24 protein-coding genes and 1 tRNA gene are annotated in these 19,801 nt (G+C 55.0%); 13 read left to right on the top strand and 12 right to left on the bottom strand.

Features of this window, described 5'->3' with window-relative positions:
* Nucleotides 1–57 precede the first annotated feature (57 nt).
* Complete coding sequence (locus tag HKD32_RS00965; protein ID WP_061932925.1) at nt 58–1,020, bottom strand: retropepsin-like aspartic protease family protein; 963 nt, start codon at nt 1,018–1,020, stop codon at nt 58–60.
* Nucleotides 1,021–1,221: 201 nt separating this feature from the next.
* Between HKD32_RS00965 and HKD32_RS00960 the strand changes: the two genes are divergently transcribed.
* A tRNA-Asp gene (locus HKD32_RS00960) sits at nt 1,222–1,298 on the top strand.
* Between the two features lie 201 nt (nt 1,299–1,499).
* Nucleotides 1,500–1,739 carry a hypothetical protein gene (locus HKD32_RS00955; RefSeq protein ID WP_061932780.1) on the top strand — a complete coding sequence of 80 codons (240 nt, stop codon included), beginning with the start codon at nt 1,500–1,502 and terminating at the stop codon, nt 1,737–1,739.
* A 12-nt stretch (nt 1,740–1,751) separates the two neighbouring features.
* Here HKD32_RS00955 and HKD32_RS00950 read toward each other — a convergent pair whose 3' ends face one another.
* Entirely contained in the window at nt 1,752–2,516 is a 765-nt protein-coding gene (locus HKD32_RS00950; protein WP_061932782.1) for an ABC transporter ATP-binding protein, read from the bottom strand.
* Nucleotides 2,517–2,519: 3 nt separating this feature from the next.
* Entirely contained in the window at nt 2,520–3,359 is an 840-nt protein-coding gene (locus tag HKD32_RS00945; RefSeq protein ID WP_062016855.1) for an ABC transporter permease, read from the bottom strand.
* Nucleotides 3,360–3,482: 123 nt separating this feature from the next.
* Here HKD32_RS00945 and queE point away from each other — a divergent pair, with 123 nt between their 5' ends.
* Genes queE through HKD32_RS00930 form a run of 3 tightly spaced genes read left to right on the top strand, consistent with a single transcriptional unit; the run spans nt 3,483 to nt 5,352 of the window.
* Nucleotides 3,483–4,124, top strand: a complete 642-nt coding sequence (gene queE, locus HKD32_RS00940) for a 7-carboxy-7-deazaguanine synthase (protein ID WP_062023036.1) — start codon at nt 3,483–3,485, stop codon at nt 4,122–4,124.
* A complete protein-coding gene (gene queC, locus HKD32_RS00935) occupies nt 4,121–4,822 on the top strand; it encodes a 7-cyano-7-deazaguanine synthase QueC (RefSeq protein ID WP_062023040.1) in 702 nt (233 codons plus the stop codon). Before queE ends, queC begins: the two co-directional genes overlap by 4 nt.
* Nucleotides 4,819–5,352 (top strand): 6-carboxytetrahydropterin synthase, encoded by a 534-nt coding sequence (locus HKD32_RS00930; RefSeq protein WP_194257352.1) that lies wholly within the window; start codon nt 4,819–4,821, stop codon nt 5,350–5,352. The genes queC and HKD32_RS00930 overlap by 4 nt, the downstream gene beginning before the upstream one ends.
* 5 nt (nt 5,353–5,357) lie before the next feature.
* Here HKD32_RS00930 and folE read toward each other — a convergent pair whose 3' ends face one another.
* The 6 genes from folE to HKD32_RS00905 all read right to left on the bottom strand — a co-directional run bounded on the left by folE (nt 5,358) and on the right by HKD32_RS00905 (nt 11,402).
* Complete coding sequence (folE, locus tag HKD32_RS00925; protein ID WP_228118678.1) at nt 5,358–5,996, bottom strand: GTP cyclohydrolase I FolE; 639 nt, start codon at nt 5,994–5,996, stop codon at nt 5,358–5,360.
* 8 nt (nt 5,997–6,004) lie between these two features.
* The gene (gene folK, locus HKD32_RS00920) at nt 6,005–6,892 is read right to left on the bottom strand and encodes a 2-amino-4-hydroxy-6-hydroxymethyldihydropteridine diphosphokinase (protein ID WP_194257351.1); all 888 of its coding nucleotides are present in this window, start codon (nt 6,890–6,892) and stop codon (nt 6,005–6,007) included.
* The gene (gene folP, locus HKD32_RS00915) at nt 6,889–7,734 is read right to left on the bottom strand and encodes a dihydropteroate synthase (protein WP_194257350.1); all 846 of its coding nucleotides are present in this window, start codon (nt 7,732–7,734) and stop codon (nt 6,889–6,891) included. Before folP ends, folK begins: the two co-directional genes overlap by 4 nt.
* 46 nt (nt 7,735–7,780) lie before the next feature.
* Entirely contained in the window at nt 7,781–9,079 is a 1,299-nt protein-coding gene (locus HKD32_RS15130) for a putative bifunctional diguanylate cyclase/phosphodiesterase (protein ID WP_228118727.1), read from the bottom strand.
* Entirely contained in the window at nt 9,039–9,932 is an 894-nt protein-coding gene (locus HKD32_RS15125) for a PAS domain-containing protein (protein ID WP_228118677.1), read from the bottom strand. The genes HKD32_RS15130 and HKD32_RS15125 overlap by 41 nt, the downstream gene beginning before the upstream one ends.
* Before the next feature lie 654 nt (nt 9,933–10,586).
* On the bottom strand, nt 10,587–11,402 hold the full coding sequence (locus HKD32_RS00905) for a DsbA family protein (protein WP_194257513.1): 816 nt from the start codon (nt 11,400–11,402) through the stop codon (nt 10,587–10,589).
* Between the two features lie 152 nt (nt 11,403–11,554).
* Between HKD32_RS00905 and HKD32_RS00900 the strand changes: the two genes are divergently transcribed.
* A complete protein-coding gene (locus tag HKD32_RS00900) occupies nt 11,555–12,946 on the top strand; it encodes a gamma-glutamyltransferase (RefSeq protein WP_194257349.1) in 1,392 nt (463 codons plus the stop codon).
* A 2-nt stretch (nt 12,947–12,948) separates the two neighbouring features.
* Here the strand turns inward: HKD32_RS00900 and fliP are convergent, their stop codons facing one another.
* Nucleotides 12,949–13,686, bottom strand: a complete 738-nt coding sequence (gene fliP, locus HKD32_RS00895; RefSeq protein ID WP_061932795.1) for a flagellar type III secretion system pore protein FliP — start codon at nt 13,684–13,686, stop codon at nt 12,949–12,951.
* Nucleotides 13,683–13,976: a flagellar biosynthetic protein FliO gene (locus HKD32_RS00890; protein WP_061932797.1), complete on the bottom strand. Its 294-nt coding sequence runs from the start codon at nt 13,974–13,976 to the stop codon at nt 13,683–13,685. Before HKD32_RS00890 ends, fliP begins: the two co-directional genes overlap by 4 nt.
* A gap of 208 nt (nt 13,977–14,184) precedes the next feature.
* Between HKD32_RS00890 and HKD32_RS00885 the strand changes: the two genes are divergently transcribed.
* The 7 genes from HKD32_RS00885 (at nt 14,185) to recA (ending at nt 18,708) form a co-directional block, all read left to right on the top strand.
* Nucleotides 14,185–14,577: a flagellar basal body rod protein FlgB gene (locus HKD32_RS00885; RefSeq protein WP_061932798.1), complete on the top strand. Its 393-nt coding sequence runs from the start codon at nt 14,185–14,187 to the stop codon at nt 14,575–14,577.
* Nucleotides 14,578–14,590: 13 nt separating this feature from the next.
* Nucleotides 14,591–14,998, top strand: coding sequence for a flagellar basal body rod protein FlgC (gene flgC, locus HKD32_RS00880; protein WP_023944765.1), 408 nt, complete (start codon nt 14,591–14,593; stop codon nt 14,996–14,998).
* 3 nt (nt 14,999–15,001) lie between these two features.
* Nucleotides 15,002–15,319: a flagellar hook-basal body complex protein FliE gene (locus HKD32_RS00875; RefSeq protein ID WP_061932800.1), complete on the top strand. Its 318-nt coding sequence runs from the start codon at nt 15,002–15,004 to the stop codon at nt 15,317–15,319.
* Nucleotides 15,320–15,322: 3 nt separating this feature from the next.
* Entirely contained in the window at nt 15,323–15,595 is a 273-nt protein-coding gene (locus HKD32_RS00870; protein WP_007284585.1) for a flagellar biosynthetic protein FliQ, read from the top strand.
* Entirely contained in the window at nt 15,592–16,419 is an 828-nt protein-coding gene (locus HKD32_RS00865) for a flagellar biosynthetic protein FliR (protein ID WP_061932802.1), read from the top strand. The genes HKD32_RS00870 and HKD32_RS00865 overlap by 4 nt, the downstream gene beginning before the upstream one ends.
* Nucleotides 16,420–16,422: 3 nt before the next feature.
* Complete coding sequence (locus HKD32_RS00860) at nt 16,423–17,499, top strand: EscU/YscU/HrcU family type III secretion system export apparatus switch protein (protein WP_194257348.1); 1,077 nt, start codon at nt 16,423–16,425, stop codon at nt 17,497–17,499.
* 174 nt (nt 17,500–17,673) lie between these two features.
* Entirely contained in the window at nt 17,674–18,708 is a 1,035-nt protein-coding gene (gene recA, locus HKD32_RS00855; protein ID WP_010500791.1) for a recombinase RecA, read from the top strand.
* A gap of 42 nt (nt 18,709–18,750) precedes the next feature.
* Here the strand turns inward: recA and HKD32_RS00850 are convergent, their stop codons facing one another.
* The gene (locus tag HKD32_RS00850; RefSeq protein ID WP_194257347.1) at nt 18,751–19,716 is read right to left on the bottom strand and encodes a GGDEF domain-containing protein; all 966 of its coding nucleotides are present in this window, start codon (nt 19,714–19,716) and stop codon (nt 18,751–18,753) included.
* Between the last annotated feature and the right edge of the window lie 85 nt (nt 19,717–19,801).

Here is a 19,801-nt window from a genome sequence, read left to right as displayed (position 1 = left end):
AACTGATTGACACTCTGTTAACACTCCACAGAGAAAAAGCTCTGGATTGACGACAATCTATTCCGCCGCCTGCCTGTCTGGGTCGTTAGGTGGAATGTCCGTGTCATGTTGGGCGTATAACTTGCTTCCCCGTCCAATCCACAAGCGATAATGCCGCATAAAATCACTGCCAAGCAGGACATCTCCCTCAGGAATGTCATCAACAACAGTCAGTCGGACATTATGAAAAACGATGTCACCGACTTCGAGTGTTGAAAAAAGGTGATGATACGCTTTCAAAGGATCGTGGGTCACGCCCCATGCCAAGCTAACAGGATCCTGCTTTAGCATCTCACGTGTTACGCCGGCATGACGAGCTGTGCTCATTGTAATAAGCGTATTGGTGGAACCGGTATCTAGAGTTGCATCCGCCGCATGGCCATTAATTTTGACCTCCAGCATTGTCCTCAAATATCTGGACGGGTCATGAGTAACATGAATGGTGTGAATTTTTTCTCCCCAACCGGGGGTCGGACTTGGGCAATCTTCCGTCCTGACCAAGCGAACGACATGATCAGGAATATCAATGATCGTGTCGTAATTGCTGAGAAAATCGTTTCCAAATAATCCTACGATCGGAAGACCGTTGATGGATGCTCCAAATTTTCCAGCCGCGATAGCAGCAAAATTTGTCGCTTTGGACGGACCCATTTCCAGACTGTCAATTTTTACAGCCTGACTGAGTTCTCCACCTCCAACACCCTGGATGCTTCCAAACGCTCCCAGAACCTCTAGTCCCAAAGGATCAATATGAGATGTTCCGATCAGGGATACCATAGCACCGGTATCAACAATGAGAGCCACCGGATGGCCATTGATACCTGCTCGAACAACAGGAGAGCCAGAGCGGTTGATGATAGGCATCACGCCGCTCGTATAAATTTTACACTGAAGTGGCCCTGTTGGCGCACAGGCTGCCAGTCCTGACATCAGCATTCCGATAACGGCACCCTGCCCCCATGCTCGCATACCGCTTGTCATCCTGCTTTTCATTGTTGCAAACCATGACACTTCTCCCGCAGGAGCAAATTCTCCCGCAAGTGACTTTTTTTGTTCGAAAAGCATTTTTTTGAAAAAAGCCTCTTGTCACCCCCCCGGGAGATTGGTAAATCACCGCCACCGACCGAGAGGACGCCAACACGGCCCCGAACGGACGGTCCAAAAATCGCTGAAAAGCGGTTTGCGGGTGTAGCTCAGTTGGTTAGAGCGCCGGCCTGTCACGCCGGAGGTCGCGGGTTCGAGCCCCGTCACTCGCGCCACTCTCTTTAAAGAGTGGCCTAAAAACTTCCCCAAAAAAAACTCAAAACATTCCATAAAACCTGATTGAATTAGGTTTTCCTTATCATTCCGCCGTTACAAACCGTTGCCCTTCGTTCTGACGCGATACGGCTTTGGTAAGGATGCATTAACTCTGCCGTACGACACTGATGCCTCCAATTTTTTTCCCTCAAGGATGCATCATGTCTTCAAGCATTTCTTCCGTTGGCGCATCTGCCATGCCGTCTCTGTACAGCACTATAAGCAGCCAGAGCTCGTCTTCAACGTCCTCCACTCAGGAGACAACGACGACCACAACCAACGCTGACGGATCCGTCACAACGACGGTCACTGATTCTTCGGGAAACATCGTTTCTGAAACGACGACTGGCGGGACATCTTCCAAATCCAGCAGCAATCATGAACTGGATGTCACCGCTTAAAAAAAGACTGGGTCAGGCCGTAAGATAAACATCCAGCACTTCGTCTGGCGTTCCATCCATCCGGATCCGGCCATCTTCCAGCCAGATAACCCGCGTGCACCATTTACGCATCACATCTGGCTGGTGAGTAGAAATCACCAGAATATCCGCATGCTGGACCATGGCCTCAAGACGCTCCTGCGCTTTGTTCATGAAAGCGCCATCACCTGCTAAAAACCATTCATCCATCAGCAAAATCTGCGGCTTCACAGCCGTTGCCAGACCAAAAGCCAAACGAACTGTCATGCCCGAACTATAAGTTTTTACAGGCATATCCATATACGAACCCAAGTCCGCAAAATCCTGCACGTCCCGGTCAATCTGGCTGATTTCCGACTTGGATAGTCCAGCATGCAGACCGTAGAGGCGTATATTCTCCCGCCCCGTCAGTTCCATATTCATGCCGAGGCTGGCATCCAGAAGTGTGCCGATAGACCCTTCCAGCCTCACACGGCCACCAACCGGTTCGTAAATACCAGCCATCGCACGCAGAAGCGTAGTTTTGCCCGCACCGTTCCTGCCGATCAGCCCAAGCCGTTCTCCGGATTTCAAAACAAAGCTGACGTCCCGCAGAACACTCACTACGGTGCGTTCACGCCCATCCTGCATGAGGTGAGCTGCCGGTGAACCTGGACGCAGGCTGGAGATCGTGTTGCCGACATGCTTTTTCAGCGAGCGGCTCTGACCATGATAAAGTGGGAAATCGATCTGAAGCCGATCAATAGCGATGCTGGGCATAGGTCAGATCCAGTAAGGGATACGGGCGCGCATCCGGCAGAACAGGGCCGCAGCCAGCCCCCACAACAGAACGCCCTGAGCAATTGCTGCAATCCACAAGGATGAGCGCACATCTTCTCCCATCAGGGGGGCGCGCACGATTTCGAGAATGGGATAGAAGGGATCCAGCAACAGATACTGACGCCCTACATAGATGAGATCCGGCTTCCAGATCACGGGCGTAACGAAGAAGAAAATCTGAAGGATCGAAGCCATAATTGGCGCGATGTCCCGGAAGCGGGCACCCAACATGCCAATCAGCAAAATGATGGCAAAGCTATCCAGAAACCAGAGTGGCAGGCTTACCAGGAGGCTCCAGCTCTGCTTTGGCCAGACATGGTAAATGCCGAACACGACAGCAACTACCACAACATTGTGCAGAAACGTCAGCACATTACGGACGACAAGCCGGATAACCGGAAGCGTAGCCGGGATGCGCCTTGCATGGAAGAGAGACGTACTCTGCGTAAAGACTGTCGCAGCATCGTTAATGACACCGCTGATATATCCCCAGAGCACCATTGAAAGGGACAGGAACGGCAGATAATGCGGCAGATCCATATGAAAGAGATAGCCATAGACGACCCCCATGGCCGCAACCATGATGGCCGTTGAGAGCGTCAGCCAGAATGGCCCAAGGATCGAGCCGCGATACCGCAGTTTGATATCCAGCCAACCCAGCGCAAGCGCAAGCGGCAGCAGCCGCATACCCGCCTTCAGGTCATTCAGGGCGGCCCGCACACGGCCGAATCCTCTCTGTGGCGAGAGATCAAGTATGGGAGTACGGGAGTTGCTGTCTTCCATGAGCCTCTCCCTACCATGAAAGAGGGTTCTGCCCACCCCTGCGTGGCAGTGGAAACACATCCTGACGCATAAAAGAATGTTTTCCCTTGCATCTGGCGTCATCCTCGCCGACATGCTGCGGTCATGTCTTATGCTGTGAAGGAAATGTTCGTAACTCTCCAGGGAGAGGGTGCGCAGACGGGTCGTGCGTCCGTGTTCTGCCGGTTTGCCGGGTGCAACCTGTGGTCAGGCCGGGAGCAGGACCGCGAGACGGCGGCCTGCCGCTTCTGCGATACGGACTTTATTGGAGTGGATGGTGAAGGCGGTGGCCGCTTCAAGACCGCTGCCGATCTGGCCGAAACCATTGAGCAGTGCTGGAAAAGTGCTGCGGACGAAAGTGGCCGACGTTACGTCGTCTTCACGGGTGGTGAACCACTTCTACAACTGGATGCGGAACTGATTGCCGCCGTTAAGGCCAATGGGTTCGAAATCGCCGTAGAGACGAACGGCACAATTGCTGCGCCTGATGGGATCGACTGGGTCTGCGTCAGCCCCAAGCCGGGTGGCCCTCTTGTTCAGACCAGCGGTGCGGAACTGAAGCTCGTCTATCCACAGACCGAACTTCCGCCTGAAATGTTCGATAGCCTGTCGTTCCAGCATTTCTGGCTTCAGCCTATGGATGGTCCTGCACGACTGGAAAATACACAGGCTGCGGTGGCTTACTGTCTCGCGCACCCTCGCTGGCGCCTGTCGCTGCAAACTCACAAACTGATCGGAATCCCATGAGCAACGCCGCACTCGTTCTGTTTTCCGGCGGCCAGGATTCCGCAACGTGTCTGGCCTGGGCACTATCACGCTTCGACCGTGTCGAAACCGTTGGATATGCATATGGTCAGCGCCATCTCGTAGAACTCGAATGTCGGGACACACTCCGCGCTCGAATGGCCGAGCATTCCCCGGAGTGGAAGGCGCGTCTTGGCGAAGATCACACGATTGATCTCGCCTCCCTCGGCGCTTTGTCCGAAACGGCCCTGACACGCGAAGCCGAAATCGGTTTCAGCGAAAGCGGTCTGCCGAATACTTTCGTACCGGGCCGCAACCTGATTTTTCTGACTTTCGCGGCAGCCCTCGCCTATCGCCGGAACGTCAAGCACATCGTCACTGGCGTATGTGAAACCGACTATTCGGGCTATCCGGACTGCCGGGACGATACGATCAAGGCCCTTCAGGTCGCGCTCAATCTCGGCATGGACCAGCGTTTCGTTCTTCACACACCTCTGATGTGGATCGACAAGGCACAGACCTGGGATCTGACAGAAGAACTTGGCGGCAAGACGCTCGTTGATCTGATCAACCATGAAAGCCACTCGTGCTACATGGGAGACCGGACCCATCATCACGCCTGGGGCTATGGCTGCGGTACCTGCCCGGCCTGTGAACTTCGTGCGGAAGGCTGGCGTCGATACTGCGAGAGCAAAGCATGACGGCAGAACTCGTCTTCACCCGCCGTTTCTGCATGGGCCATCGGCTGATCACCGGAAGCAGCGAGAAATGCGCCATTCCGCACGGCCACAATGAATATGTGAAGGTGACACTCAGGCCCGTTGAAGATACGCGTCTGGACGGTCATCAGAATATGATCCTGCCATTTGCAGATGCCAAAACGCGCTGGCATGATTTTGTGGATAACAGCCTCGATCATGCTCTTCAGCTTTCGGAGCATGATCCGCTTCTGGCATGGTTCCGGGATCATGAACCTGAGCGTGCCCGCAAGATCGTTGTCACGCCCGGCGACCCGACAACCGAAGTTATGGCCGCTCTTCTGCTCGCCAAACTGACGGCCATTCTAGCGGATCAAGGGGCGGCCCTGCGTGTTCACGCATTGGAACTGGAAGAAACGCCGACCAACACCGTACGTCTGACGGGTGATCCGGCATTCTATCTGCCGAAAGTCAGCCGGTCCCCACAGAAGTGCTGGTGGAACCGGGCTGACAAGAGCATTTCAGACTTCTGAAATTTTCAGCCGCGCAGGAGCGACAGAATTTCCATCCGCGCGGCATGATCGTGCTTCCATGTTCCACGAGCCACGGTTGTCACGGTCGTAGAGCCGGGTGAGCGAACGCCACGCATACTCATGCACATATGCTCGGCCTCGATTACGACCAGAACGGCTTCCGGCGCCAGAACATCTTCCATGGCCTGAGCAACCTGATCGGTCATACGCTCCTGAAGCTGTGGGCGACGGGCAAAACCTTCCACCACACGCGCCAGCTTGCTGAGACCTGTCAGGCGGCCACCCGCTGGCAAATAGGCCACATGAGCCTTGCCATGCACCGGGAGCAGATGATGCTCACACATGGAGTGGAAGCGAATATCCTTCACAATCACCGCAGCATGATGCTGATCTGCGGAAAACTGCGTCTTCAGATGCTCCCGCGGATCTTCATACAGGCCACCGAAAACTTCCAGATACATCTTGGCCACACGTTGCGGCGTATCCTGCAAGCCTTCACGCTCCGGGTTTTCGCCCACGGCTTCCAGAATGGTCCGGACGGCATTGGCAAGCCGCTCTTCCGCATCTGCAGGCCGCGACAAAGCGCCCAGCGGTCGCTGATCGTCCTTGCAGGCGGTCACGGCAGTGGCGTTCAGATCGGTCATGGCGGGTTTCAGGCTCCTTTGTTCCCCGACGCGGTGCAATCCGGATCACGCCGGGTCACATCTCCGCTGGTGCGAGGCAGGACTGCTAGCGCGTCTGCCACCCGGCGTCCACCGATGACATGGTTCGCAGCAATTTCAGCCAAAGGTTCGAGGACGAAGGCGCGTTCAAACAGGTGCCGATGTGGAACCGTCAGAATACGATCGGACAGACTACGTTCATCATAATACAGAACGTCGATATCGACGGCCCTGGCGCCCCATCGCATCCCCGGAATGCGTCCCAGATCACCCTCAATGACCTTGCAGACCCTGAGCAGGGCATGAGGAGACAGCGTCGTATGTCCTATGGCACAGAGATTGACGAAAGCAGGCTGATCAATCCCGCCCCATGGAGCACTGTCGTAAAAGGAAGACACATCCGTGATCTCCAGACCACCTTCCATGGACAGACGGTCCAGAGCCGCATTGAGGGTCGCTTCGCGCGGGCCCAGATTGGCGCCCAGCGAGAACGCGACCTCATGACGCCTATGCCGCGTCACGGTAGCGGCTGTTTCAGACACCGGATAAGGCACCGGAGCGGATGGTTTGTGAACGGTTACAAGAACCACTTCAACACGGTCCAGGCGCTTCAGAATGTTATCCGCAATCCGTCCCGCCAAAGCCTCGATCAGGTCCATTGGCGTGCCGGTGACACTTTCCGCTGCGATCTCACAGAGCGTGCCGTAACAGACCGCCTGTCTGTAATCATCCTCAGCAATCGCGCCTGACAGATCAGCCCGGATTTCGATATCGACAATAAATCTCTGCCCGATACGGTTCTCTTCCGGCAGAACGCCATGATACCCGAAGAGGCACAGATCCCGTACGAAGACGGACGTCAAAGGCGCCGAAATCATACAGCCTCCTTGAGAACGCGCCGGATAGAAAGAGCGTCAGAATGTTCTCTGATATCGTGAACGCGCAGGATATCGGCCCCCAGATCTGCCCCAACCAGATTAGCTGCCAATGTTCCAGCCAGACGGTCTTCTATCGGTCGCCCCAGCAGATACCCAAACAGGGATTTCCGGGAGAGACCAAGCAGGATCGGGAGTTCGTACTCCGTCTTCAGAACGCCAAGAGACGCGATAGCCTGAACATTCTGCTCCTGCGTCTTTCCAAACCCTACCCCGGGGTCAAGAATGAGGCGCTTCCTCGCCAGACCGGCTTTTTCGGCAAGTTCCAGAGAGTGATCGAAAAAACGCCGCCAGTCTGCCAGCAGATCAAGCTGGTCATCGACCTCATAGCGATTGTGCATGATAACAGCGCTGGCTCCGCTGTCCGCAATCACGAACGGCATATCCGGGTCTGAATGGAAGCCCCAGACATCATTGATAAGCCGTACACCGCCCTGCAAAGCCTTACGGGCCACGACAGATTTCGTCGTGTCAACCGACAGAGGCACTCCTTCTGGAACAAGTCTGCCAAGGACGGGCTCGAGCCGGGCCCATTCCTCATCTGCCGGGACTGACCGAAAGCCAGGGCGTGTGGATTCCGCACCGATATCCACAATGTCTGCACCATCCGCCAGCATCTCCCGGGCATGAGCCAGCGCTGTCTCAGGAGACTGAAAAAGACCTCCATCCGAAAATGAGTCCGGCGTAACATTCAGGATGCCCATCAGAGCCGGCCGTCCCATGGCATGAGGTTTGGACAGCCAGAGCGCATGCCCCTCAGAGGCAGACAGAAAATTCTGTTTCATCAGACGTGCGTGACCTTGCTGACCCGGTCGATCAAAGAGGACTGTCTCAAACCTGCGTAAAAGAACATAGAGGAAGGGGATCCCAAACCAGATCTTCCGCAGGACATGGACGGCCAAGGAAATACCCTTGCACCTCGTTGCATCCCTGCGCTTGCAAAAAGCGGTAATGCTCCAGAGAGGATACCCCTTCTGCCGTTACGGCGATACCCAGATCCACTGCCAGTTCAATCGTGTTGCGCACGATGGCTGCGCTCCGGGAGTCCTGAAAGAGATCCTGCACGAAAATGGTATCGAGCTTAATCTTGGAGAACGGGAACAAACGCAGATAGCTGAGCGCGGAGAAGCCGGTACCAAAATCATCCAGAACCAATCTGACGCCCTGCTGGTCCAGCAACTGGAAGGCGTGATAAACGGCAGGATCAGGGCGCAAATCGAGCATTTCCGTCACTTCGATCTGCAAACGTCCCGGGTCCAGACCTGCATGTGAGAGAACCGCCAGAATCCGTTCAGCCACATGGGGTTGAGAAAAGCGTGAGGCCATCATGTTGACGGCAACCCAGAGGTGAGACGGCCAGTCCACTGCTGCCTTGCATGCCGTTTCAAGAACCCAGAAATCAAATTCGCTCCCCTGTCCGGAGAACTCGATCAGGCCGATAAGCCTTTCAATGGAAAGCGGTCCATGTCGAGAACCACTCCACCGGGACAGAGCTTCAAAACCATTGATCTCTCCCGTCTGGGCATCCACTACAGGCTGGTACACGAGCGAGAATGTCTTGTTCTGAATAGCCTGCTTCACATCCTGAAGCAGTGCCCGCTGGCGCTCTTCCTCTTCCTGTGTGAGGCGTTCATAAAAGGAATACCGGTTGCAGGGTTTTTCTTTTGCATCATGCAGAGCCATGTCGGCAGCTTCGAGCAAAGTCTCAAGACTTTGCCCCTTGCAGGGAACCGGAGAAATCCCGACCGCCACTCTGGCGGCAAGACTCATCCCGTCATTCAGGATGAGGGGCTGTTCGAGCAACGCGACCAGTTCTAGAGCCATCAGCTTCGCGTTTTCTGGCCCGAAAGAAACAGGTCCCCGGGTAATCGGGAAAAACGCAAATTCCGTTATCCCGTAACGCGCCGCGATACCGAATTTTTCTTTGGTGAAATGTAAAAAACGTTTCCCGATTTCGGAAAACAGGACATCCCGCAAAACGCTATCGTGCGTCTCCACACCGTCATGCAAGAGTGTATCCACTGACAGCAACATGAGACTGCACAAAGAAGGCTGAGTCATTTTTTCAAGCAGTCTGGCTTGCAACTTTTCACAAAACGCCAGACGGTTTGGAAGGCCCGTCAAATTCATCATGCCGGATCCGCGCTGCGTAAAGGATTCTTGTCCTGCGTTGTCTCGTAATATCAGCGCCAATCCCGCGATATCCCTGAAAAACACCCTGCCTGAACACCGGATGGCCGGTCATAAGCCACCAGGCCGTTTCTCCACCGGAATTGACCGGTATGCAGAGATCCCTGAAGGCCAGCCTGTTGGCGAGGCAATGACCAAAATGCAAGGAGTCAGACATGGGCTGCCCGTCGATCCAAGGCAAAGGCCGGCCCGGTTGAATCACAGGCAAGGCCAGAAGATCAACAAGCGGTAACCCTGCAATTTCTTCAGCGGACCGCTTCAGAAGTACGCAAAAACCATCGGACGGCGCCTGCACGCAGCCATCCGCATCCGTGACCCAAATCCAGTCACCGGTATGACTGTCGGAGCCACGGGTCATCATGCTGATGATCTCGTTTCGCTCCCGCTGCTCGATGCGGTCCAGAAGAAGCCGTTGCAATAGATAACGGGCCAGATGGCTGCCCCCAATCACGAACAAACCGCAGACTATTATTTCAAGGAAAATCGAAAGAATGGTAAATGCCAGCGCGCCACAGAAATGCTGCGCCATCACCAGACAGGCTGCCGCGACGACAGGAAGTGTCAGAGCTTCAACGGCTCCACTAACAACCGAACACAGTAACAGAGGCGCAAAAAGCCCCGTACAGACGATCACTGCAAGAATATGAATGCGTTCACTTGGAAGATTAAAAACACAGACCAGAAACCATCCCCAGACCACACCCAGGGCGCCATTCAGCAGCCTGAGCGATCTGGCAATCTGCGCATAGGTCCAAGCATACTCAATTTTTTCGCCACATGCTGCTCCCTTCAAAACAGATCTATTTCTGAGCACAGGCTTGTAGAAGCTAGCGAGGAAGGACCATTTGGAAAAACTCCATATACCTACAAGACTCTCGACACAGACCGCGAGCATAAGGGCTGCTTCGCGATCTACTGACCACAGACAGACACCCGCGACTGCCGCGCTGAAGAATTGAGCAAAAAGAAAGAACGGGAGGAAAAGCGCCAAAATACGCAGACGATAATAATCAAATGCAGCTTGCAAATGCTTTGGCACATGGGACGGCCCCGCAGGAAAAGCCCGGGCCAACATCCGAGCCGTGCGAGACACCAGAAATTTGAATATACACCGCCAGAAGAAGACGCGCTCGAGATGCGAAGCATCCCCGTCTCTCTCAGAAAACGGCTGTTTCTCTTTACTGTTCCTAGAATTGAACGGTAAATTCAATGCGAAGTCGCTCCTTGCTTCGCGGGTCTTTTTGTCTGCCATCAGGGCTGTACCAGAGGAGCATTCTGTTTCGGTCAAAACCTCAAATGACGTCTTAAAGCCGGAACCTGAGGTATATGATGAAAGATTACACAGATTATCTTCAAGAAAAACCCGCCAATCAAGAATTCACCTGCTGCAAATACCTACAGCAGGTATAATTTCAGAAACTTGGCGGGGCATATCCTATGACTGGAATCAGGACTTTCGAGCCTGCTCCAGAAATGCATCCATTTGATCAGCACTCAATGCCCCAGGCGCAATGGCTGCCGAACCGAAAATAAAGGTCGGGGTTCCATCAAGCCCAATGGCACGCCCCTGCTCCAGATTGGTCGTAATCAGTGCGACAGTCGCGGTCGAACTCATGTCCGTCTTGAGCCGATCAGCATCCAGCCCATTCGCCTTGGCCAGTTCCATGACACGCTCCATGGTCGGTTTGGTCGTGTCTTCCATGAGCGCCTGACGCATAACGCCGTATTTTCCCTGCGCACTGGCGGCGAAAATAGCGCGTGTATCCAGAACACTTCCACTTCCCAGAACAGGAATGACCTTTTCAACCAGCCGGACGTCCGGGTGACGTGCCAGGAAACGGTCAACTTCCGGGATCATGGCGCGGCAGTAGGAACAGCGCGGATCATAGAATTCTACAACCGTGATCTTTCCTTTCGGATTACCTCGCACTGCATAATCCGGCGCGGTCTGAAGATCATGCAGATGAGCCCGCACAGCCTCGAGTGCCGAATCCTGTTTTTGTCGTTCCGCCTTTTCCCGGAGGGAGCTGATCGCATCCGTCAGAATGGATGGATCTTCTTTGAGAGCCTGCCGCAGGATCTGAACAACTTCGGTGCGTTGCGCAGGCGTGAAGGTCTCCGGCTGGCTTGTAGGCGCAGCTCCTGCCACGTTTCCACTCAGAGAAAACATGGAAAAAGCGGCAAAAGCCGTTGCGAGCAAAGGATGTTTCACGGGCAGCTCCAGATTGGCAGACGTCGTGGCACCGTAACGGCAGCTCATGATTAAAGAAAGACTGTCACAAAGAGAAGCAGCCAAGGCCTCTCCCACAAGAGCGCAATACCCGTTATGACTGGAAAAAACTGAACGTCAGAGCTGTTTCCTTTTCGAAGCAACTCGTTTGCCGGACCCAAGACCAGAGAGTGGAGAAACGCCAGGTGGCGCACCGTCGAAACCAGATTTCCATCCACGGCACCGTCAAAGCACGCCGTGCCTCCATCCTTCTGGCCTCGGTAGCCTCGGGGCTCCTCCTGTCAGCATGTTCCAGCATTCCAGGTATCAGTTCTCTCGTTGGCCCTGCTGCGGCTCCTGCCCTGACAGGAAGTATCGGAACGGTCGTCGCTGACGAACCCCAGGCAGCTCTGGTCGGGCATGACGTTCTGGCTCGCAGTGGCAATGCGGCTGATGCAGCCGTTGCAACAGCTCTCGCCCTAGGTGTCACACTCCCGTCCCGCGCTTCTTTTGGCGGCGGTGGGGCCTGCATTGTTTCCCGCCCGAATGCCGCCGCGGAAAGTGTCAGTTTTCTTCCGCTTCCCGGCACAAGTTCTGGCGGAGACCGACCAGCCTCTACGCCCGCTATGCTGCGCGGCCTCTATCTGATCCAGCATCAGTATGGCTCTGTTGAGTTCAATGATCTGATCGCGCCGGCAATGAATCTTGCCAGCAATGGCGTCACCGTTAGCCGTGCGCTGGCCTCCGACCTGTCAGTTGTCCGGACAGCCCTCCTGGCAGATGAGAGCGCGCGCGCAATCTTCGGCCGCGGTGAGGCCGGAACGGTAACCGCAGGTGACAGCCTGATCCAGCAACGCCTCGCAGGCTTTCTCGAACGCATCCGCTCTGCAGGCGTCGGCGACCTCTACAACGGCGCACTGGCTGACGTTTATGCAACGGCTGCCCAGAAAGCCGGTGGACGCGTCAACGACGAAGACCTTCGCAAGACCCTCCCCATCCAGACCGTCGCTCTGACGACCCAGACCAATGGCCTTACGGCAGCCTTTCTGGCACCCCCTGCCGATGGTGGACTAGGCGCTGCAATTCGCTACACAACCGGCGCTTCCGCTCAGGGGACTGTTGCTGCCTGGCGCGCTTCGGGTGCCACGGATATTGCAGCAGCACAGGCTGCGCTGGAGAGCGGCAAAAGCAATGGCGGCTCCCTCCCGCCCCTCCCGGCTTCCACATCTTTCGCCGTAACAGATCGCAACGGCATGGCTGTCGCTTGTAGTTTGAGCGAGAATAATCTGTTCGGTACGGGCCGTATCGCTGGCAATACCGGGATTGTTCTGGGGGCCTCTCCAGCTTCAACGCCTCGCCCACTCCTGGCCGCTGCCATCCTACGGGATCGTCGCGGTCTCCGCGCAGCGATCGCAGCATCCGGCCAGAATGATGCAGCCGACGCCGTCGGTGAAGCTGCACGGGCTGTTGCTCAAGGGGCAGAGATTGCCCATTCCGGCTCAGGCCGTGTCAATGCAATTACCTGCGCAAGCGGTAGCGCCTGCCACGGTAACACCGACCCACGTGGTGCTGGTCTGTCCGCTGGCACCACAAACTGACATTACCCGGTAAAACTTCGCACCAAACTCCCCGCCACAAGTGACCAGCCGTCCACGATCACGAAAAAGATCAGTTTGAACGGTAGGGACACGGTACTGGGGGGGAGCATCATCATGCCAAGGCTCATCAGAACACTCGAAACGACGAGGTCGATGACCAGAAATGGCAGATATAACAAAAAACCCATTTCAAAACCACGACGCAATTCGCCGATCATGAAGGCCGGAACCAGCACCCGCCAAGGTGTATCGACCAGCTTTTCCGACGGCTTTTCATGAGCGATATTCAGAAAAGTTGAAATATCGGCCGGTCGTGCCGTCGCAGCCATAAAGTCATGGAACGGCTGCGCCACCTTGCTCAGTCCTTCCATTTCCCCAACCTGCCCCGCCATCATTGGCGCCACACCAGTATCCCAGGATTTCTGAAGCGTCGGCTGCATCACGAAGAGCGTTAGAAAAAGAGCTAACCCGATAAGAACCGTATTCGGCGGCGTACCCTGCGCCCCCAGCGCACTTCGCAGCAGGGACAGCACAATCACAATCCGGGTAAAAGCCGTGACCATGACCAGAAGACTGGGAGCAAGGGACAGAACGGTGATGAGCGCACTGAGCTGCACCAGACGGCTGGTCGTCCCAGCTCCGCCAGACTGCCCCAGATCAATACTCACTGCCTGGGCATGAGCCAGATGAGGAATGAGCCAAGGCAGCGCCAAAACAAGAAAAAGGACCCAACGCTTCACGAGGCATCCTCCAGAGCGGACGTAAATGCTGCGCCCTCATTCTGCCATTCCAACAGAACGTCCTGTGTCCCGCCTGTTAAAACCAGAACTTCACGACTGCCATAGCGCACGACCGAAAGACGTCGCGTCCGATCCAAAGCCATCTGTCCAACCAGCGACAATGCCGCAGTCCCGCCTTTCTGACCGCTACGCTGCGGCGAAACGAGCTTCAACAGAGGCTTAAGGCAGACAAGCAGCACAATTACGAACATTAGCGCTGAACAGGCAGTCAGACCGTCATGCAAGGTCATGGCATCAGGTTTCCTTCACTTTGAAAGGAATGATGCAGGGCAAAGATTAATAGACGCCTAATACCGCGCCATTCTTTCTCAAATTCTCATCACGCAGCCACCCGATCCTCCAGAATCGGAACCACCATCAACCATTTATTAAGCTGTTTCGTCCATGATCCCTCCTGTCGAGCTGCTATCCGGCACCGCAGGGAGGAAAACTGCACCAATGCGCAACACAGACACCACCTCAACCAGTGGAACCAACCTGTTTGCCTTGGGTCAGGATCGCCTGAACTGGCTACAGGCCCGTCAACAGGTTCTGGCAGGCAACATAGCCAATGCAGACACACCCGACTACAAACCCAAGGATGTCTCTCCCTTCGAGGCGGCATTGGGCCAGTTCGACATCACGCCCGTTGCGACACAGCCCGGTCATTTCGGGGTCAGCACCTCTGATACGTCCGTGCGGGAAGTGGACTCCGAAAGTTCGCTGGATGGAAACCAGGTTTCCCTCGACCAGCAGATGGAACAGGTGGCTGACGTCAACGATCAACAGCACCTCGCGGTCAATATTTATGGAAAATACATGAGCATGTTCCAGACGGTTCTTGGTAAATAAGGCGCCCTGACACATGAACCTCTCGAATACCATTGGCATCTCCGCCAGCGGCATGGACGCACAGGCCCAGCGCCTTCGTGTCGTCGCTGAAAATCTGGCCAATCAGGATACGACCGGCTCAACGCCCGGCGCCGATCCCTATCGTCGCAAGACGATTACTTTTTCAGAGCATATCGACGATGACACGGGCGTATCCTCCGTCGATGTCCATGACATCGGCCAGGACATGTCAGACTTCCAGACGAAATATGACCCGTCTCATCCAGCAGCGGATGCAAAGGGCTACGTCAAGATTTCCAACGTGGATTCCATGGTGGAGATGATGGACATGCGCGAGGCGGAACGGTCCTACGAAGCCAACCTCAATACGATGCAGAGCTCGCGCACCATGCTGTCGCGCACGCTCGATCTTCTGAAGTAATCCATGATCACATCCCTTTCCCAGGCCCATAGCGCCTACGCCCAAAGTTTGCAGAACAGCCTCCAGACTAGTGTGACGGACGATGTTCCCGACGGCACATCCGGCAATGATTTTGGCTCTGTCATGTCACAGGCGGTCAAGAGCGTCATTGCCACGGGCCATGACGCGGAAGCCCAGTCAGCCGTCGGCCTGAACGGTGGGGGAGACATGACCCAAATCGTCACAGCCGTTTCCAACGCTCAACTCGCGCTCCAGACGTCAACCGTCATCCGGGACCGGATGGTGCAAGCGTATCAGGACGTCATGAAAATGACGATCTGAGCCATGCAGGCGATCGATCTCGGCGCCATTCTTGAGCAGACGTTCATCGTTGCCCTCAAGTTGAGTGCCCCCGCCCTGCTCACGGCTCTTGTGGTTGGATTGCTGGTCTCTCTTGTGCAGGCGGTTACGCAACTCAATGAAAGCACACTGTCCTTCGTCCCAAAGGTCATTGCCATTGGCGCTGTCATGATGATGGCAGGGTCATTCATGACAGCAACACTCCTGACATTCACACGCCATCTTTTTGACCAGCTCATTCTCGTCGGCACGACATGACTCCCACGTTTTTGCCTGCGGACCTCGCTGGACCTGCGCTGACGGAATGGGCCCTCGCTTTCCTGCTCGTTCTGTCCCGTACGGGAGCAACGGTCATGGTCATGCCGGGACTTGGGGAACAGTCTTTGCCCATGATGGTCCGGGCTGGCATTGCCCTGACGCTGACCTTTCTGGTCCTGCCTCTCGTTGCTCCTCTGCTTGATATGGGCAGGCTTGATGCTCTGGGGCCTTTGGGGTTGAGCGGGATGATTGCGGTTGAACTCTTTGCCGGCGTTCTGATCGGCTGGCTGGCCCGACTCATCACCATGGCCCTTCCTATCGCAGGCCAGATGATCGCCATGTTTATCGGTATTTCCAGCGTTCTCCAGCCGGATCCGGATCTTGGATCAAGCAGTTCAGCTCCGGCCAGATTCATGAACCTTCTTGCGCCCCTGATGCTTCTGATCACCGGAGCCTATATCTTCCCGGTTAGGGCAATGATTGGCAGTTATGACCTCATTCCCCCCGGGGGTGCCCTTATGGACCAGACTGCCATTGATCATTGGCCAATCCTCGGAGATGCAGCACACAGCGTCATTCAAATGACCGGCAAGGCCTTTGCACTCGGACTAGAACTCAGCGCGCCCTTTCTCATCCTTTCCCTGATCTGGGAAATGATGCTTGGCATCATGACGCGTCTTCTTCCTGCTCTACAAATCTATAATGCCGCTAATCCTCTCCAGATGCTAGGAGGAATTGCCCTTCTTGGACTGACGCTGCAGGCCATGCTGACCGTCTGGCAAGGACAGGCCTTTGACGTGCTGCGCGCTCTGCCGGGTCTGTAATCCATGGCAGACGCAGAAGACAGAACAGAAGCCCCGTCCCAACAACGGCTTCAGAAAGCCCGGGATGATGGCCAGATTGTTCTCTCCCGTGAAGCCATGAGTTTCATCGTCCTGATGGCCGGAATACTGGGTGTTTTTACACTTCTGCCTTTTCTAGTGACGGATTTTGTCCGTAGCATGCAGAGCCTGATGGCCAATGCCGGGACTGTTTCCATGGTTCAGGACGGTCTTCTGGTCGCTACAGAACATTCCATTGTCGCGGGGCTGAAACTGGCTATTCCCGTCGCTGGTCTGGTCACAGGACTCACGTTGGCAGCAGGTTTTTTACAAACGGGCTTTCTGATTCATCCCGCCTCACTCCTCCCTAAGATGTCCCGTGTTTCACCTATGGCCGGTCTGACACGCATCCTTGGTGGCGGTACTCTGCCGGATACATTCAAGGCCGTTATCAAGCTGCTTATTTTTACGGCAGTCCTCTGGCACCTTGCCAAAGGCATCATTCCCGATGCGCGCAGTATGACGGGTCTGACTACAGCGGCCATCCTGACAAAAATTGCTCATCTGGGTTTCAGCGGCGCCATCAGCATGGCTCTGGCACAACTTGTCATTGCGGGCGGGGATATTTTCTGGATGCGCTTCCGCCACACCGCCAAGCTCAAGATGAGCCGGGAAGAACTAAAAGAAGAATATCGGAACACGGAGGGCGATCCTCACATCAAGGGGCAACTCAAGGCCCTTCGAGCCAGACGGGCCAAACAGCGCATGATGGAAGCCGTCAAAAACGCAACAGTCGTCGTGACGAACCCCACCCATTATTCGGTAGCGCTCGTTTACGAAAAGGGAAAATCCAGCGCGCCCCGAATTGTCGCCAAAGGAATGGATGACCTTGCCGCTCGTATCAGGGAGATGGCGCAGGATCATCGTGTCCCGGTCGTCTCCAACCCGCCCTTGGCGCGTGCGCTGTTTCCTCTTCCTCTTGAAAGCGAAATTCCGGCGGAGCATTTCAAAGTGGTCGCCGCGATCATTGCCTATGTCTGGAAACTTAAAAGGCCAGGCAGCCGGAGTACTCCGGCAGAATAAAAATCTTGCCTTTCCCGCACCTCCCCTCTTGGCGAAACCGGCATGAACCATAATATGAGCACCAGAACATTTGTGAACACGACACGCTTACCGACTGAAATCTGCCCTATGCGGCAAAGAATGTGCGGTCTATCGTGTTCCTCTTTGCCAGCCATGAGCGATTACGAGGATTGAATGGACAAGACCAAGGCGCTTGAGGGCGCACTCAGCCAGATCGAGCGCGCATTCGGCAAAGGGTCCATCATGCGCATGGGCCAGCGTCCGAAAGAGCAGGCCGACGTTATTTCAACCGGTTCTCTGGGGCTTGATATCGCCCTTGGCATTGGTGGCATGCCACGTGGGCGTATCGTCGAAATCTATGGTCCGGAAAGCTCCGGCAAGACGACACTCGCCCTGCATGTTCTGGCAGAAGCCCAGAAAAAAGGCGGAACAGTTGCCTTCATTGACGCCGAACATGCGCTTGACCCCGGCTATGCCCGCAAGCTTGGCGTCAACATTGATGAGCTTCTTCTGAGCCAGCCGGATGCAGGTGAGCAAGCCCTTGAAATCTGCGATACGCTGGTTCGTTCCGGCGCTGTAGATGTTCTCGTTGTTGACTCTGTGGCTGCTCTGGTTCCCCGTGCGGAACTGGAGGGGGATATGGGCGACAGTCATGTTGGTCTGCATGCCCGCCTCATGAGCCAGGCCCTGCGTAAGCTGACAGGGACAGTGGCGCGTTCCAACACGCTGGTCATTTTCCTCAATCAGATCCGCATGAAAATTGGCGTGATGTTCGGCAACCCGGAAACAACGACGGGCGGCAATGCGCTGAAATTCTACTCTTCCATCCGACTTGATATTCGCCGTATCGGGTCTATCAAGGACAAGGATGAAGTTGTCGGTAACCAGACGCGCGTAAAGGTCGTCAAGAACAAGATGGCGCCTCCGTTCCGTCAGGTCGAATTCGACATCATGTATGGCGAAGGCATCAGCAAGATGGGCGAACTGCTTGATCTCGGTGTGAAAGCCAATATCGTCGAGAAATCCGGCGCATGGTTCTCCTTCGACAGCCAGCGCATTGGACAGGGCCGCGAAAACGCCAAGCAGTTCCTCCGGGAACACCCGGAGATGTCTGGTGAAATCGAACGCCGTATCCGTGCTGACGCAGGCGTCGTGGCTGACGCCCTGATGGTGGGCCCAGACGCGGCAGATGACACCTCTGAAGACTGAACTTCTTAAAGAAAGGGGCTCTCTCAAGAGCCTCTTTCTTCGTTAAGCCTGCAAAACTCCTCCAGAACTCTCCAAACCGTATTCCCGCGGGTTTTCACTAAAAATTATCAAACCACCTCGCCCTGAGGATTTGACCTGATACAGAGCCGTGTCACTGGCTTTGAAAAGAGTGCTAATCTCTTTCAGCCGGGACGAAGATATCGCTCCACCAATACTCAGACCGATTTGAAAGATCCTGCCTCGATAATGAACGGGTTCTTCAAGACTTGCATGAATTCGTGCACCGATCTGCTCTAAAGCCAGTTCATTGGAGGTTTTGCGTGCCAGAAGGGCGAATTCATCGCCTCCCAATCTGGCAATACATTCTGTTGGAAGGCGCACAGATTCCAGGCGCGCTGCGATTGCCTTCAGAACAAAATCCCCTGCATCATGCCCAAAAGCGTCATTGATCTGCTTGAAGTAATCAACATCCAGAAGCAGCAAACCGACTTCTTCTCCTCTGCTCCTTTTCCTCAGCATAAGAGCGGAATGTTTCTTGAACATTCGTCTGTTAGGAAGCCCCGTCAGGGCATCATTCTCGGAAGCAATACGCAGTTTCCGTTCAGCCTCTCTCTGGCGCGTTACGTCTCTGGAAAGGCAGAGAATAGCTATGATCGTGCCCTCTGCTCCCATCACAGGCGTTAAAATATTATCCCAATAGACAGTTTTCAGGCCCGGGAGTTCGCTCCGACCAGAAAATGATGCCTTGAATCCTTGCCTTGCTCGAGAAAGCGCACGTCGCCCACGGGCCCGAACATCTTGCGGAAGCAACTCAAGCCATTTCATGCCAAACGTGGTCTTGCCATGCTCCAAGCCTAAAGCCTCACAACCCGATCTGTTCATACGCAGAAGGGTTCCGTCGCAGGAGAGAAGCTTGATGCAGTCCACACTGGCATCGAGCATCAGAGTAAGCCTGTCCAGATCCTGCCGGAGTTGCAGGTCGTGCTCGTGCGAAGAGTTTTTCTTCATAAAATCTTCCCATGCCTCCTCTAGGACATGACGAAGCTTTATTTTGAAAAAAGGTCAATAAGAGGACAATGTTCTTCAACAAGAA

Source organism: Gluconobacter japonicus, from assembly GCF_015244665.1.
Classification (GTDB): Bacteria; Pseudomonadota; Alphaproteobacteria; order Acetobacterales; family Acetobacteraceae; genus Gluconobacter; species Gluconobacter japonicus.
This window is presented reverse-complemented; position numbering and strand designations above follow the sequence as displayed.

What these genes read in the sequence shown, in the direction of transcription:
- flgC (WP_023944765.1), top strand. Translation starts at nt 14,591, where the DNA reads ATGAACCTCTCGAATACCATTGGCATCTCCGCCAGCGGCATGGACGCA.
- HKD32_RS00890 (WP_061932797.1), bottom strand. Translation starts at nt 13,976, where the DNA reads ATGACCTTGCATGACGGTCTGACTGCCTGTTCAGCGCTAATGTTCGTA.
- folK (WP_194257351.1), bottom strand. Translation starts at nt 6,892, where the DNA reads ATGATTTCGGCGCCTTTGACGTCCGTCTTCGTACGGGATCTGTGCCTC.
- HKD32_RS00870 (WP_007284585.1), top strand. Translation starts at nt 15,323, where the DNA reads ATGCAGGCGATCGATCTCGGCGCCATTCTTGAGCAGACGTTCATCGTT.
- HKD32_RS00955 (WP_061932780.1), top strand. Translation starts at nt 1,500, where the DNA reads ATGTCTTCAAGCATTTCTTCCGTTGGCGCATCTGCCATGCCGTCTCTG.
- HKD32_RS00875 (WP_061932800.1), top strand. Translation starts at nt 15,002, where the DNA reads ATGATCACATCCCTTTCCCAGGCCCATAGCGCCTACGCCCAAAGTTTG.
- HKD32_RS00865 (WP_061932802.1), top strand. Translation starts at nt 15,592, where the DNA reads ATGACTCCCACGTTTTTGCCTGCGGACCTCGCTGGACCTGCGCTGACG.
- queE (WP_062023036.1), top strand. Translation starts at nt 3,483, where the DNA reads ATGTCTTATGCTGTGAAGGAAATGTTCGTAACTCTCCAGGGAGAGGGT.
- HKD32_RS00885 (WP_061932798.1), top strand. Translation starts at nt 14,185, where the DNA reads ATGCGCAACACAGACACCACCTCAACCAGTGGAACCAACCTGTTTGCC.
- queC (WP_062023040.1), top strand. Translation starts at nt 4,121, where the DNA reads ATGAGCAACGCCGCACTCGTTCTGTTTTCCGGCGGCCAGGATTCCGCA.
- HKD32_RS00860 (WP_194257348.1), top strand. Translation starts at nt 16,423, where the DNA reads ATGGCAGACGCAGAAGACAGAACAGAAGCCCCGTCCCAACAACGGCTT.
- HKD32_RS00850 (WP_194257347.1), bottom strand. Translation starts at nt 19,716, where the DNA reads ATGAAGAAAAACTCTTCGCACGAGCACGACCTGCAACTCCGGCAGGAT.
- folE (WP_228118678.1), bottom strand. Translation starts at nt 5,996, where the DNA reads ATGACCGATCTGAACGCCACTGCCGTGACCGCCTGCAAGGACGATCAG.
- HKD32_RS00930 (WP_194257352.1), top strand. Translation starts at nt 4,819, where the DNA reads ATGACGGCAGAACTCGTCTTCACCCGCCGTTTCTGCATGGGCCATCGG.
- HKD32_RS00945 (WP_062016855.1), bottom strand. Translation starts at nt 3,359, where the DNA reads ATGGAAGACAGCAACTCCCGTACTCCCATACTTGATCTCTCGCCACAG.
- HKD32_RS00950 (WP_061932782.1), bottom strand. Translation starts at nt 2,516, where the DNA reads ATGCCCAGCATCGCTATTGATCGGCTTCAGATCGATTTCCCACTTTAT.
- HKD32_RS00965 (WP_061932925.1), bottom strand. Translation starts at nt 1,020, where the DNA reads ATGACAAGCGGTATGCGAGCATGGGGGCAGGGTGCCGTTATCGGAATG.
- HKD32_RS15130 (WP_228118727.1), bottom strand. Translation starts at nt 9,079, where the DNA reads ATGAATTTGACGGGCCTTCCAAACCGTCTGGCGTTTTGTGAAAAGTTG.
- folP (WP_194257350.1), bottom strand. Translation starts at nt 7,734, where the DNA reads ATGAAACAGAATTTTCTGTCTGCCTCTGAGGGGCATGCGCTCTGGCTG.
- recA (WP_010500791.1), top strand. Translation starts at nt 17,674, where the DNA reads ATGGACAAGACCAAGGCGCTTGAGGGCGCACTCAGCCAGATCGAGCGC.